Consider the following 13,724-nt stretch of genomic DNA (forward strand, 5'->3'; position numbering starts at 1 on the left):
AAGGGCGATAGAACGTTTAGTGCAGCGTCGGTTTGATATTTTCCGGCGCCGTCGGTTTGTGACGGGTGAATTCGCCGTGGCACATGATGGCGGCGACCCGCACATACTCCGCCACTTCTTCCAACGACTGTTCCAATTCTTCCTGGTCTTCGTCTTCGTCGTAGCCCAGCTGCGCGATGTTGCGCAGATCGTCGATCGCTTCACCGACCTCGTCTTTCACCTGAGCCAGCTTCGGCTGCATCATGCCCAGCCCGAGCAGGAAGTGGTTGACCCAACCGGCCAGCGCGTCGGCGCGATCGAACACGCTGACGATCTCCCCTTCAGGCAGCATCAGTTGGAACAGGAATTCGTCATCTTCCAGCGTGTCACGCGTCGCTTCATACAGCTGCTGCAACGGTTGGCTGAGCGCCTGCGGGAAGGCGACGCCTTCGTTGGTCAGATCGTGCACCAGCGCCTGCCAGCCGGCGTCACGGCTGCCGCCGCACAGCAGGCCGCTGATCAGGCCGTGCATTTCTGCCGCGGTCAGCGCCACCGACTGCTGGTTGAGGGCCACGGTCAAAGATTGGTAACTTGGAAATGTATTCTGTATAGACATGCGCATTCGTCATCGTTGGCAGGATAAGTTCGTGTTATGCTACCACCAAGGTCCGTCGCTATACCAGATAAGCGCGACACCTCAGTGGCTAGTTATAATCGCGATGTGGCAGGTTTCACACTGCGCCGGCGGGTGACGAAAGTGCGGTAAATACGCATTTTGAAACCCTTTTTTGACTGGCAATGTCCGCCACAGTAGATTACAACCAGGTACTGAAAAAGGGGTTGTATCTTGGTACCGAGGTATATATAGTGGCGCCCGCTTTGACGGCCCGGCCCGGGCGGACAAGGCTGGCGCGAAATTTAGGCAGGAAGGTGGCATGTCTGCACAACCGGTAGATATTCAAATTTTTGGCCGCTCGTTAAGAGTCAATTGCCCGCCAGAACAACAAGATGCGTTGAATATGGCGGCGGACGATCTTAACCAACGGTTGCAAGATCTTAAAGTTCGCACTAGAGTCTCCAATACTGAGCAACTGGTTTTCATCGCGGCATTGAACGTCTGTCACGAACTTGCTCAAGAACGGTTGAAAACCCGTGACTATGCGTCCAATATGGAACAACGCATACGGATGCTGCAGCAGACCATTGAACAAGCGCTGCTTGAACAAGGTCGCATCTCTGAACGTCAGGATGCACAATTCGAATAACTTAAGTTGTTGAAAGCCAAGTTTTCGGCAACGAGTACAAAATTTCTCTGAGATGTTCGCCAGCGGGCCAGTCCCCTGAGCCGATATTTAGTACAAACAGAATGTGTTGCTCCGCGATCGGTGAGCACGCTCGGTGCGCCGAGAAGCCTTAAGATTGCGACGGCACGTTCACCTTGAACCATGGGTTCAAGGGTTACAGCCTGCGACGGCATCTCGGAGATTCCCCTTCTCAGCGGTTTTGTGTGCTGAACGCCACACTGAGCAAGCCTGATACGATGTCTTTTCAACCCCAATTCGCGCAGCAGCGCCAAGCCATTCGTCAACTCATTCGCCAACGTCGGCGCGAGCTTACGCCCGAGCAGCAACGCTTTGCCGCAGAAAAGATAACCGAACGCCTCACCGCACACGCGCGCATTCAAGCGGCGCACAGCATCGCGGTCTTTCTGTCGTTTGACGGCGAACTCGATACCGGGCCGCTGATCGAGCGTCTGTGGACGCTCGGCAAACGGGTTTACCTGCCGGTGCTGCATCCGTTCAGCCCGGGACACCTGTTGTTCCTGCGCTATGCGCCGGAAACGCCGCTGGTGCGCAATCGCTTCAATATTCTCGAGCCGCGTCTCGATGTGCGCCAGGTGTTGCCGCTGGGTGAACTGGAGGTGGTGCTGACGCCGCTGGTAGCATTCGATCATACCGGACAGCGTCTGGGCATGGGCGGCGGCTTTTACGATCGCACCCTGCAAAACTGGCGCAGCGGCGGCCCCTATCCCATCGGCCTGGCCCATGATTGCCAGCAGGTGGAGCACCTGCCGACCGAGCACTGGGATATCCCGCTGCCGGAAATCCTCACCCCGCTCTGCAGCTGGGCGTGGCGGGAGCCCAAATAGCAAAAGGCCGGATCGCTCCGGCCTTTTTCGTTGCGGCGAGCCGCCGAATCAGAACAGCAGACGGGCGCGAATGGTGCCGTCGATGGCCTTCATGCGCTGCAGCGCGGCGTCGGCGCGCGCGGTTTCCGCTTCGATGTCGATCACCACATAGCCGATTTCCGGCCCGGTTTGCAGATACTGCGCGGCGATGTTAACCCCCTCTTCGGCGAAGATCTGGTTAATCTGCGTCAGCACGCCCGGACGGTTTTCGTGGATGTGCAGCAGACGGCTGGCGTTCGGGCCATGCGCCGGCAACGACACTTCCGGGAAGTTGACCGCCGACAGGGTCGAACCGTTATCGGAATATTTCGCCAGCTTGCCGGCCACTTCGTCGCCGATGTTTTCCTGCGCTTCCTGAGTGGAACCGCCGATGTGCGGCGTCAACAGCACGTTATCGAACTCACACAGCGGCGAGTTGAACGGATCGCTGTTGGTCGCCGGTTCTTCCGGGAAGACGTCGATCGCCGCCCCCGCCAGGTGATTGCTGGCCAGCGCGTCGCACAGCGCGGGGATATCCACCACGGTGCCGCGCGAGGCGTTGATCAGAATAGCGCCCGGTTTCATCAGCGCCAGCTCTTCCGCCCCCATCATATTCTTGGTCGCCAGCGTTTCCGGCACGTGCAGCGTCACCACGTCGCTCATATTGAGCAGATCGGACAGATGACGCACCTGTTGCGCGTTGCCCAACGGCAGCTTGTTCTCGATATCGTAGAAGAACACCTTCATGCCCAGCCCTTCGGCCAGAATGCCCAGCTGGGTGCCGATATGGCCGTAGCCGATGATGCCCAGTTTTTTGCCGCGCGCTTCATAGGAGCCCACGGCCAGTTTGTGCCACACGCCGCGGTGCGCCTTGGCGTTGGCGGCCGGAATGCCGCGCAGCATCAACAGCAGCTCGCCCAGCACCATTTCGGCCACGGATCGGGTATTGGAGAACGGGGCGTTGAAGACCGGAATGCCGCGTTTGGTCGCCGCTTTCAGGTCAACCTGGTTGGTGCCGATGCAGAAGCAGCCCACCGCCACCAGTTTTTCTGCGGCGGCGAACACCTCTTCGGTCAGATGCGTGCGCGATCGGATGCCGACGAAGTGCGCATCGCGGATGGAGGCCTTCAGCGATTCGGTGTCTAACGCACCCTTGTGGTATTCGATGTTGGTATAACCGGCGGCACGCAAATTATCGACCGTGCTCTGATGAACCCCTTCCACCAACAGGAATTTAATCCTGTCTTTCTCCAATGATACTTTTGCCATTTACCCGACCCTATGTTCAGACTTCAGAAGCGGCTGTGACGACACAGCTCCCATCCAACATAACAAAAATAACGCAGGCGGCAATACAAACGATTGCCTGCCCGGCAGGACAAGGCGCAGCGTTGATGGCGGTTTACGGCAGAAAATGCCATAGGGAAAGTTTTCGGCAGAAGCTTTGGGGAGTCAGTTTTCACAATGTGACATAAGTCACCAAATTTGCCGCTTTTCAGAAAAGATGTTTTAACCGAAGAAATATGCGGCCCGGCACTGCCGGGCCACAGGCCGCAGAGGCTTATTTGACCACTTTCACGCCTTCCGGGGTGCCGACCAGCGCCACGTCCGCGCCGCGGTTGGCGAACAGCCCCACGGTCACCACGCCGGCGATGCCGTTGATCTTGTTCTCCAGCGCGATAGCGTCGGTGATGCTCAGGTTATGCACATCGAGGATCACGTTGCCGTTGTCGGTCACTACGTTCTGGCGATACTCCGGCAGGCCGCCCAGTTTCACCAGCTCGCGCGCCACATAGGAGCGGGCCATCGGGATCACTTCCACCGGCAGCGGGAATTTGCCCAGCACGTCCACCTGCTTGCTGGCGTCGACGATGCAGATGAATTTCTTGGCGATGGCGGCGATGATCTTCTCGCGCGTCAGCGCCGCGCCGCCGCCTTTGATCATCTGCATGTGGCCGTTGATTTCGTCCGCGCCGTCCACGTAGATATCGAGCGAGTCCACTTCGTTGCTGTCGAACACATGGATGCCGAGGCTTTTCAGCTTGGCGGTGGAGGCGTCTGAGCTGGACACCGCGCCTTCAATCTGGTGCTTGATGGAGCCCAGCGCGTCAATAAAGTGGGCGGCGGTAGAGCCGGTGCCCACCCCGACGATGGTGCCCGGCGTCACGTATTCCAGCGCCGCCCAGCCCACCGCTTTTTTCAGTTCATCCTGCGTCATAATATGTCCCTTGCCTCTGTACGAAAACGTGTGCGTATTATAGGGTAAAACGCTGTTTTTCACGCCGGCAGGATCACACTTATTTACCGCAGCCCGCATTTTTACCCGCTTGGCGGCGAGCTGGGGGCGTGATTTTTCCACCTGCGCCGCACGCAAAATGTGGCATAGTGCCGGTATCATTCTAATTTAAGGGATATCTTTCCGATGAAACGCCCAGACTATCGTACGCTGCAAGCGCTGGACGCGGTGATCCGTGAGCGCGGCTTCGAGCGCGCCGCGCAAAAACTCTGCATCACGCAATCGGCGGTATCCCAACGCATCAAACAGCTGGAAAACCTGTTCGGCCAACCGCTGCTGGTCCGCACCGTGCCGCCGCGCCCGACCGAACAGGGGCAAAAGCTGCTGGCGCTGCTGCATCAGGTGGAGCTGCTGGAAGAAGAGTGGCTGGGCAACGACACCGGCGTCGATACGCCGCTGCTGCTGTCGCTGGCGGTCAACGCCGACAGTCTGGCGACCTGGCTGCTGCCGGCGCTGAAGCCGGTGCTGGCGGACTCCCCCATTCGTCTGAATCTGCAGGTGGAAGATGAAACCCGCACCCAGGAGCGGCTGCGCCGCGGTGAGGTGGTGGGCGCGGTGAGTATTCAGCCGCAGCCGCTGCCGAGCTGCCTGGTGGATCGTCTGGGGGCGCTGGACTACCTGTTCGTGGCCTCCAGCGGCTTCGCCGAGCGCTATTTCCCGAACGGCGTCACCCGCTCCGCGCTGTTGAAAGCGCCGGCGGTGGCCTTCGATCATCTCGACGACATGCACCAGGCATTCCTGCAGCAGAACTTCGATCTGTCGCCGGGCAGCGTGCCCTGCCATATCGTGAACTCATCGGAAGCCTTCGTGCAGCTGGCCCGTCAGGGCACCACCTGCTGTATGATCCCACATCTGCAGATCGAAAAGGAGCTGGCATCCGGCGAACTGATCGATTTGACGCCGGGGCTGTACCAGCGCCGCATGCTGTACTGGCACCGCTTCGCGCCGGAGAGCCGCATGATGCGTAAAGTGACCGACGCGTTGCTGGAGCACGGTCACCAGGTGCTGCGCCAGGATTAAAACGAATAAAGGTTCGCCGCAGCGAACCTTTTCTTCATGACAACCCCTTACTGCGCGGCGTTGCGCTGCAGCTCGAACACCACATCCACCTGATCGTCGAAGTGAATGCTTTGCTGTTCATAGGTTTGCGCCGCGTCGTTTTCTGCCGCCGCGCCGGCCGCCTTATACATCCGCGCCACCGGCATCGGCTGGTAGTTGGCGACCCGGTAGCGAATGCTGTACACCGGCCCCAGCTTGGCGTGGAAGCCCTTGGCCAGGGATTCGGCCTGCTGAGTCGCGTTCTCGATCGCTTTTTGCCGCGCCTGCTCGCGATACACGTCCGGCTTGGCGACGCCCAGCTCCACCGCGCGGATCTCGTTCAGGCCGGATTTCAGCGCGCCGTCCAGCAGCTCGTTCAGCTTGTCCAACTGGCGCAGGGTCACCTGCACCTGGCGCACCGCCCGGTAGCCCTTCAGCACCGACTCGCCGGTTTTCAGGTAATCGTATTCCGGCTGGGTGCGCAGGTTGGCGGCGCTGATGTCTTTCTTCTCGATGTTGTTTTTCTGCAGGAAATCAAAGTACTGCGCCACGCGCTCGTCTACCTGCTTCTTCGCCTGGGCGGCGTCTTTGGAGGAAACGCTCACTTCGATCGCCAGAGTGGCGATATCCGGCGTGGCGTCCACGCTGGCGGTGCCGGAGGTGACGACGTGCGGCCCTTCAGGCAATTCAGCCGCCTGCAGCGCCATCGGTAGCGTCCCTAATCCGACCATTGCGGCCATAGCCAATGCTTTTAGCTTCACAGTGTCTCCTTAATGACAGGCTGTCTCTGATCGCCGGCTTTTCCCTGCGAGAACCGCCGGTTTCCTGGCATCAAACGTAGCATATCGCACGGCGTTTTGAATTCGGATTAGTGACAAATTCTTATAAATTTGCCCCCTGCCAGGCCAGCTGCAGCGCGATGCCCCACATCACCAGACCGACCAGCGCGTTGATGATGCGCTGCGCCCGCTGGGTGTTCAGCCACGGCGCCAGCCAGGAGGCCAGCAGCGCCAGGCCAAAGAACCACACCGCCGACGCGCTGACCGCGCCAAGCGCGAACCAGGAACGCACGTCCGCCGTCAGCTGCCCGCCCAGGCTGCCGAGCACCACGAAGGTATCCAGATAGACGTGCGGATTCAGCCAGGTGACCGCCAGCATGGTGACCACGATGCGCCAGCGGCTCTGCGCCAGCTCCTGCGCCGCGGCCTGCGCCGGTTGCGGGCTGAAGGCGGAACGGAACGCGCCCCAGCCGTACCACAGCAGAAACGCCACCCCGCCCCAGGTCACCAACGCCAGCAGCAGCGGCGAGCGGGTCAGCAACGCGCTGCCGCCGAAAATACCGGCGCAGATCAGCACGATATCGCTCAGCGCGCACAATGAGGCGATCATCAGATGATACTGACGGCGAATGCCCTGATTCATCACGAATACGTTCTGCGGGCCCAGCGGCAGGATCATGGCGGCGCTCAGGGCAAAGCCCTGCAGGAAGACGGCTAGCATGGGAAATTCCTCGAATGATAAAAGGCGCCGGACGTGGGCGCGTATCGGTCAACATGCGCATCATACGAGGAAGCGATCATTAGGTGAAATTGATGTTTCTAATCAAGTATCAGAGATGCTAATACCCTGTGGGCGCCAGGCCAGCGCCGCCAGATTCGCCCATCGGCGAAAAATTCGCTATCATCCGCCCCTCCTCCCTCCAGCCGGCCGACCGATGTCTACGATTACCGATACCTTCATCGCCCCGCCCTGTCATGACCAGATAGAGATCCTCTATCAGGACGATCATCTGGCACTGATCAATAAACCCGCCGGGTTGCTCAGCCTTTCGGGCAAAAATCCGCAAAATCTCGACTCGGTGCACTATCGGCTGGTGCAGATCTTCCCCGGCTGCACGCTGGCACACCGCCTGGATTTCGGCACGTCCGGGTTGATGGTGGTAGCCCGCAATAAGGCCGTCAATGCCGCGCTCTGCCGGCAGTTCAGCGAGCGCACCGTCGGTAAAGTCTACAGCGCGCTGCTCTGCGGCCATCTGGCGGATAACGAAGGGGTAATAGACGCGGCGATCGCCAACGATCCGGCGCTGTTCCCGCTGATGTCAATTTGCGCCCTTCACGGCAAGCCCGCTCGCTCCCGCTATCGGGTCATCGAGCGTTTTTATCGTCACGTGGAGGATGGGATATCGCTGCCGCTGACGCGGGTACAGCTCATTCCGGAGACCGGGCGCACCCACCAGCTGCGTATTCACAGCCGGCAATTGGGCCACCCTATTTTAGGCTGCGATCTGTATGGCGGGCGTCTGCTACCGGGTGCCGAGCAGACGCCACGGCTGATGCTGCACGCCAGCGAACTGGACTTTGTGCACCCCATCCGCGGAGAGCGGATAACCGCTCGTCACGCCGCGCCGTTCTGAACGCGGCTTACCACATCAAATCGTCAGGCACTTTAAAGTCGGCGTACGGATCGTCTTCATCCTGCTCTTCCTGACTCAGCGCGCTGTGCAACACAATGCTGCCCGCATCGCGCTGCGCGATTTTATCGGCGACGCTCGCGGGGATAATCGCGTATTCACACTCTTCCCGGTTCTCGATCAGCAAACGCGCAATGGCGAGGCGGCCATTGATCAGTTGGGTCTGCGTCGCCTTATCCACCAGGATTTTTTTGATCAGGTTACCGTCGGTAAAGTTAAAACCGATATCGCCTTTCGCCAGCACGATGCGATTCATCTCGATCAGTTGCTTCACCTGCGCCTTGTATTCTTTGGACAGCGCGGCTTGCTTTTGCTGCTCGTTCAACTGCTTATCGCGCTCAAGCTGCGCCTTTTTATTCTCTTCCACCGCCTCTCTGGCCTCGCGGGCCTGAACGCGTGATTTTTTAGCCGTTCTTTGGACTTTGGCCATTTTCTTGCTGGTTACCAAGCCCGCTTTGAGCATCTGCTCTTGTAAGGTGAGTTTTGTCATGTTCGTGTCTGAAGCCGTGGGATCATGGAGGGATTATACCCGTAATTTTTCAGGCTGCACCAGGTTGCCGGCCCAACCCACCGGCGGTTTGCGCCGCAGAGCAACGGCGGTAAAACGGCCCGAACGCCCGATCATGAATACCGCTCATGTGGTAATGAAATTAAGTCTCTTTCACTCCCTCCGGGACTCTGGCAAAAATAGACCTCATTAACGACAGACAATATGAAATCGGCTGAATAAAAAAATAGAAAAACAAGCCATTGAAAAAATGGATAAATCCGGCCTTCATATCATATAACAGGATGCTATAAGACGATGAATACAGACTTTACCTTTACGATTAAGAGCAGTTCTTTCGACGAAGATTATAACCCTTCTGAAAATACGCGTATCACCACCAACTTTGCTAATTTGGCCAGAGGGAAAAACCGCCGGGAGAACCTGCGCAACACGTTGGTGATGATCGACAATCGCTTTAATGCATTAGCCTATTGGGATAACCCCAAGGCCGATCGCTACTCTGTCGAGCTGGAAATCATCTCGGTTGAGATGCGCATCGAAGATCAGGGCGCCAGCTTTCCGGTTATCGAAATCCTGAAAACCAACATCATCGATAAAAAAACGCAAAAGCGTATCGAGGGCATCGTCGGGAACAATTTCTCGTCTTACGTGCGCGATTACGACTTTAGCGTCTTGCTGCCGGCGCACAATAAAAACGCGGCGGAATTTACCATTCCGGATGATTTCGGCGATTTGCACGGCAATATCTTTAAGCACTTCGTCAATTCAAACGAATACCATGAAAATTTCAGCAAACCGCCGGTGATCTGCCTCAGCGTATCCAGCAAAGACACCTACCATCGGACGGGCAATCAACACCCGGTCTTGGGCGACGAGTATCGGCAAGACGGCGCTTCATTGACCGACCGGTATTTTAAAAAAATGGGCCTGCAGGTGCGCTATTTCATGCCGAAAAATAGCGTTGCGCCCCTGGCCTTTTATTTCCCCGGGGATTTGCTGAGCGATTACACCGACCTGGAACTGCTCGGCACCATCAGCACGATGGAGACCTTCCAGAAAATCTATCGGCCTGAAATTTACAATGCCAACTCGGCGGCGGGGCAATGCTATCAGCCAAGCTTGAATAACCAGGATCATTCATTAACCAAGATTGTTTACGATCGCGAAGAGCGTAGCCAGTTAGCGATTGAGCAGGGGAAATTTACGGAAGAGCAATTTATCAAACCCTACAAGCCTATTCTTGAGCAATGGTCTGCTCACTACGCGCTTTGATTCACTTAAATACAGGTCACCTATCATGAAAATATTGCTCCCCACATCGACCGCCGGTAGCTTGCCCAAACCGGTCTGGCTGGCCCAACCGGAAACCCTGTGGTCGCCCTGGAAATTGCAGAATGAAGAACTCATCGAAGGGAAACAGGACGCCCTGCGTTTGTCACTGGCAGAGCAACAACAGGCCGGCATCGATATCGTCAGCGATGGCGAACAAACCCGTCAGCACTTCGTCACGACGTTTATCGAGCATCTCAGCGGCGTCGATTTCGAAAAACGCGAAGTGGTTAAAATCCGCAATCGCTATGAGGCGAGCGTGCCGACGGTCGTCGGGGCGGTCTCGCGTCAAAAACCCGTTTTCGTTGAAGACGCCAAATTTTTACGCCAGCTGACCACACAGCCGATTAAATGGGCCCTGCCGGGGCCGATGACCATGATCGACACGCTCTATGACAACCACTATAAAAGCCGCGAGAAATTAGCCTGGGAGTTCGCGAAGATCCTCAATCAGGAAGCCAAAGAGCTCGAGGCCGCAGGCGTCGACATTATTCAGTTTGATGAGCCCGCATTTAACGTGTTCTTTGACGAGGTGAATGACTGGGGCATCGCCGCCCTGGAAAGAGTCATTGAAGGGCTTAAGTGTGAAACCGCCGTACATATCTGCTATGGATATGGGATTAAAGCCAATACCGACTGGAAAAAGACGCTGGGCTCGGAATGGCGACAATATGAAGAGGCGTTTCCGAAACTGCAAACGTCCAACATCGATATCATCTCGCTGGAGTGCCATAACTCGCACGTGCCCATGGAGCTGCTTGAACTGATCCGCGGCAAAAAGGTGATGGTCGGCGCCATCGACGTAGCGAATCATGCCGTTGAGACGCCGGAGGAAGTGGCCGACACGCTGCGCAAAGCGCTGCAGTTTGTCGATGCCGACAAGCTCTATCCGTCGACCAACTGCGGCATGGCCCCCCTGCCCCGTCAGGTCGCCCGCGGCAAGCTGAATGCGTTAAGCGCAGGCGCTGAGATCGTGCGCCGAGAGCTGTTAGCCAAATAACCTTGCCTGCGCCCGCCACAGACACCTCCTGCGGCGGGCGATTATCAGCAATTCCCCCTCCCCGCAACGCCCCCGCTCTGGTGTATACTCGGATTTCTACGCGATGCCAGCCACAGCGGTTTTGGTTCAGGCCTGGCCTGAACAGCCCTCAGCCAGCCCACACCAGCCGAATAACAGTGGAATAACCATGAGCCCAAATACCGCTCGCATCAGCGAAATCATCGATCGCGCCAGGATCTCCCCCTACCAAATCCTGATCCTGACCCTGTGTTTCCTCATTGCCCTTCTGGACGGTTTCGATACCGCCATCATCGGCTATATCGCGCCGGCGCTGCGCGAAGACTGGGATCTGCTGCCCGCTCAGCTCTCCCCCGCCTTCGGCGCGGGGCTGTTCGGCCTGCTGATCGGCAGCCTGCTGTTCGGGCCGATCGCCGACGCCATTGGCCGCAAACGCGTGCTGCTCGTCGCGGTGCTGGTGTTTGGCGGCTGTACTCTGGCTTCGGCCTATACGCATTCGATCGAATCCCTGACCCTGCTGCGCTTCATCACCGGCATTGGCCTCGGAGGCGCGATACCGACCTGCATCACCCTCAGCTCGGAGTACTCGCCGGCGCGCCGCCGCATGCTGATGGTCACCTTGAGCTGGAGCGGCTTTACCGCCGGGTTGGCCCTGGGCGGCCTGCTGGCCGGGCAGATCATCCCGGCGTTCGGCTGGCGCGGCCTGCTGCTGGTCGGTGGCATCGCGCCGTTGGCGCTGCTGCCGTTGTTGGCCTGGCAGATGCCCGAATCAGTACGCTTTATGGCCGCCAGCGCCAAACATGCCGATCGGCTGCGCCGGGTGGTCGAACGCATCACCGGCCAGCGTTGGGCCGGCGTGACGATTGTCGATGACGAGCGCCCACCGCAGGCCACATCGCCGATATCACACCTGTTTATCGAAGGCCGCGCCGTGCGCACCCTGCTGCTGTGGGTGGCGTTCTTCTGTTCGCTGTTCGTGTTCTACCTGCTCACCAGCTGGCTGCCGACCCTGCTCAAAGACGCCGGTTACGATATCGCCCACGCCTCGCGCATCGGCGCGATGGTGCCGCTCGGCGGCACCCTGGGCGCCATCCTGATGGCGCTGCTGATGGATCGGATCGGGCCATACCGCGTACTGGCCGTCTCCTACCTGGGCGCCGCACTGGTAATTGGCGCGACCGGGTATCTGATGGGCGACGTCTACACGCTGGCCGCCGTCGTGTTCCTTATCGGCTTCGGCGTGGCCGGCGCGCAAAACGGCCTGAACCTGGTCTCCGCCACCCTTTATCCGACCGCAGCCCGCGTCACCGGCGTCAGCTGGGCCATGGCCAATGGCCGCTTCGGCTCAATTGTCGGCTCGATGCTCGGCGCCTGGATGATGGCCGCCGCCGGCTCGACGGAAGTGTTCTTCCTCTGGCTGGCGCTGCCGGCGCTGCTGGGCGCCGCCGCCATCTTCCTGCTCTATCGCCTCAGCCTGCGCCGCCGCACGCCGCTCACGGAACCGGCTGCGGGCATCTGACCTCGCGGAAAATAAAAGGCCGAGACGCCATCGGTAGCATCTCGGCCTCTCATGAGAAACCCTTAACCTATCGGTTATTTTTCAAAAGCGCTTGCCGCTATAGTGCACTGTTTTCCTTGTCATTGGCTTCCTTTATGCACTCATCGACATTTTTAAAATCATATTGCAGATAAACGCTCCCAACCCCACTATTGACGGCGGTCGCTTCAAGCATAATCCCCTGCAAATCGTTCTTGAACGGTTTATCTTTTTTCTCTTCCCAGTCAATACCGAAATAGCGTTCTTTTTTAAGCAGCCCCATCATCCAATCACCAGGTTCTTTCCATAACGACCCCGGCAACAGCAAGTCAGTAGCATTTCCTTTGCCATAATTAGCGGTCAATGATTTAGCAATGTCCTTCACCCTGGACTTTAACTCCACCCCATAACTGTCTGTATTGATATCACCGCTAAGCGCGCGGATTCGGCATAAACCAACCTTGGGAGAGATGAGCAAAATGTAGGTTTCAAAGGCGTAATACGTTTTGGGGACGACCTCCGTAGTATAAATATTAAGACGATTCGGTATTGCCGTTAAGGTAACGCCTGTCATGTCCTCGACGTTCTTTTTCGTCAACCCCATTTGCAGTCCAAACGGCCCAATGCCGGGCGGAAGCAACGCGTCTTTCGCCACCGGTTCTTCCCGCTGATTGGATTTTGAAGCGGTTGATGTTGCATGATGGGCTATCGTCGGAACGGCCAGGCCATATTTCGCCGACAGCAATTTTTGCTGCAACATCGCCAGACTTTGCTCTTGAGTGGCTATCGTTGCCTTTTTTATCGACCCCACCAGACCACCATCGTATTGTGCAGCCTCTTGTTTAGCGGTCGATATTTCCCGAGTCAGCATTGCCAATTCGGCGGTGAGCTTTTCCGCCAGCTTCAGATCCGGCGCGATCTGGTTCGTGACAATCTCAACCTTTGATCCAGACTCGATCGCATTGATTCGTTGCTGAATAAGCGCCTTGTTCGTTTTCAGAATTTCCAGTCGCGCCATCACCAGAGATTTAATCAAGCCGCCGTTTAACGTGTCCTGCTGTTTAGCTGCGTTTTCAATCTCGGCATCCGTACTCACCAGCTCTGACTTTAAATCGTCTACTTGCTGTATTTGTTCAAGCGACAATGCTTTTGGCCCACATCCAGAGATCAAGACGCTCAATAATGCGGCAATAACAGCCCTTTTCATTTCATCCCTTTCCTATCGACAATCCACAAGAAAGCTATGGTATCAGAGAAGGAAACAGTAACAACGAAAAGTCGTTTTTACCGCGACTTATTGAGCTTCTCGTTATTACGCCCGCATCTACTTGTCATAGGCCGCAATTTCCGAAGGCGCATATCGGCTTGGCGCCAATATC

General features: G+C 57.4%; 14 protein-coding genes and 1 other RNA gene. 8 read left to right on the forward strand and 7 right to left on the reverse strand.

What is annotated here, in order from left to right; translation table 11 throughout:
* Positions 1–16: 16 nt before the first annotated feature.
* Entirely contained in the window at positions 17–595 is a 579-nt protein-coding gene (locus SERRSCBI_RS19610; RefSeq protein ID WP_004931622.1) for a YecA family protein, read from the reverse strand.
* A 319-nt stretch (positions 596–914) separates the two neighbouring features.
* Here SERRSCBI_RS19610 and zapA point away from each other — a divergent pair, with 319 nt between their 5' ends.
* The 3 genes from zapA (at position 915) to SERRSCBI_RS19620 (ending at position 2,128) form a co-directional block, all read left to right on the forward strand.
* Entirely contained in the window at positions 915–1,244 is a 330-nt protein-coding gene (gene zapA, locus SERRSCBI_RS19615; protein WP_004931621.1) for a cell division protein ZapA, read from the forward strand.
* 41 nt (positions 1,245–1,285) lie between these two features.
* A non-coding RNA gene (gene ssrS / locus SERRSCBI_RS24335) (6S RNA) lies at positions 1,286–1,468 on the forward strand.
* A 51-nt stretch (positions 1,469–1,519) separates the two neighbouring features.
* Complete coding sequence (locus SERRSCBI_RS19620; RefSeq protein WP_042785327.1) at positions 1,520–2,128, forward strand: 5-formyltetrahydrofolate cyclo-ligase; 609 nt, start codon at positions 1,520–1,522, stop codon at positions 2,126–2,128.
* Between the two features lie 48 nt (positions 2,129–2,176).
* Here SERRSCBI_RS19620 and serA read toward each other — a convergent pair whose 3' ends face one another.
* On the reverse strand, positions 2,177–3,415 hold the full coding sequence (gene serA / locus SERRSCBI_RS19625) for a phosphoglycerate dehydrogenase (RefSeq protein ID WP_025304156.1): 1,239 nt from the start codon (positions 3,413–3,415) through the stop codon (positions 2,177–2,179).
* 292 nt (positions 3,416–3,707) lie between these two features.
* On the reverse strand, positions 3,708–4,364 hold the full coding sequence (gene rpiA, locus SERRSCBI_RS19630) for a ribose-5-phosphate isomerase RpiA (RefSeq protein WP_025304157.1): 657 nt from the start codon (positions 4,362–4,364) through the stop codon (positions 3,708–3,710).
* A 204-nt stretch (positions 4,365–4,568) separates the two neighbouring features.
* On the opposite strand from rpiA, the gene SERRSCBI_RS19635 reads away from it, so the two are divergent.
* Positions 4,569–5,462, forward strand: a complete 894-nt coding sequence (locus SERRSCBI_RS19635) for a LysR family transcriptional regulator ArgP (RefSeq protein WP_004931613.1) — start codon at positions 4,569–4,571, stop codon at positions 5,460–5,462.
* 47 nt (positions 5,463–5,509) lie between these two features.
* On the opposite strand, the gene SERRSCBI_RS19640 is transcribed toward SERRSCBI_RS19635, so the two are convergent.
* A complete protein-coding gene (locus tag SERRSCBI_RS19640) occupies positions 5,510–6,241 on the reverse strand; it encodes an oxidative stress defense protein (protein ID WP_031300626.1) in 732 nt (243 codons plus the stop codon).
* 121 nt (positions 6,242–6,362) lie between these two features.
* Positions 6,363–6,980, reverse strand: coding sequence for an arginine exporter ArgO (gene argO, locus SERRSCBI_RS19645; protein ID WP_004931603.1), 618 nt, complete (start codon positions 6,978–6,980; stop codon positions 6,363–6,365).
* A 214-nt stretch (positions 6,981–7,194) separates the two neighbouring features.
* Here argO and SERRSCBI_RS19650 point away from each other — a divergent pair, with 214 nt between their 5' ends.
* Positions 7,195–7,893 carry an RluA family pseudouridine synthase gene (locus SERRSCBI_RS19650; RefSeq protein WP_042785328.1) on the forward strand — a complete coding sequence of 233 codons (699 nt, stop codon included), beginning with the start codon at positions 7,195–7,197 and terminating at the stop codon, positions 7,891–7,893.
* 7 nt (positions 7,894–7,900) lie between these two features.
* Here SERRSCBI_RS19650 and SERRSCBI_RS19655 read toward each other — a convergent pair whose 3' ends face one another.
* The gene (locus SERRSCBI_RS19655; RefSeq protein WP_033644743.1) at positions 7,901–8,440 is read right to left on the reverse strand and encodes a DUF2058 domain-containing protein; all 540 of its coding nucleotides are present in this window, start codon (positions 8,438–8,440) and stop codon (positions 7,901–7,903) included.
* Positions 8,441–8,755: 315 nt separating this feature from the next.
* On the opposite strand from SERRSCBI_RS19655, the gene SERRSCBI_RS19660 reads away from it, so the two are divergent.
* The 3 genes from SERRSCBI_RS19660 (at position 8,756) to SERRSCBI_RS19670 (ending at position 12,327) form a co-directional block, all read left to right on the forward strand.
* Positions 8,756–9,733 carry a DUF1852 domain-containing protein gene (locus tag SERRSCBI_RS19660; RefSeq protein ID WP_042785329.1) on the forward strand — a complete coding sequence of 326 codons (978 nt, stop codon included), beginning with the start codon at positions 8,756–8,758 and terminating at the stop codon, positions 9,731–9,733.
* Between the two features lie 25 nt (positions 9,734–9,758).
* The gene (locus SERRSCBI_RS19665; RefSeq protein ID WP_042785330.1) at positions 9,759–10,790 is read left to right on the forward strand and encodes a methionine synthase; all 1,032 of its coding nucleotides are present in this window, start codon (positions 9,759–9,761) and stop codon (positions 10,788–10,790) included.
* A 187-nt stretch (positions 10,791–10,977) separates the two neighbouring features.
* Positions 10,978–12,327 (forward strand): MFS transporter, encoded by a 1,350-nt coding sequence (locus SERRSCBI_RS19670; RefSeq protein ID WP_042785331.1) that lies wholly within the window; start codon positions 10,978–10,980, stop codon positions 12,325–12,327.
* A gap of 97 nt (positions 12,328–12,424) precedes the next feature.
* Here the strand turns inward: SERRSCBI_RS19670 and SERRSCBI_RS19675 are convergent, their stop codons facing one another.
* Positions 12,425–13,552, reverse strand: a complete 1,128-nt coding sequence (locus tag SERRSCBI_RS19675; protein WP_042785332.1) for a hypothetical protein — start codon at positions 13,550–13,552, stop codon at positions 12,425–12,427.
* Between the last annotated feature and the right edge of the window lie 172 nt (positions 13,553–13,724).

It is taken from the genome of Serratia sp. SCBI, assembly GCF_000747565.1.
Classification (GTDB): Bacteria; Pseudomonadota; Gammaproteobacteria; order Enterobacterales; family Enterobacteriaceae; genus Serratia; species Serratia ureilytica.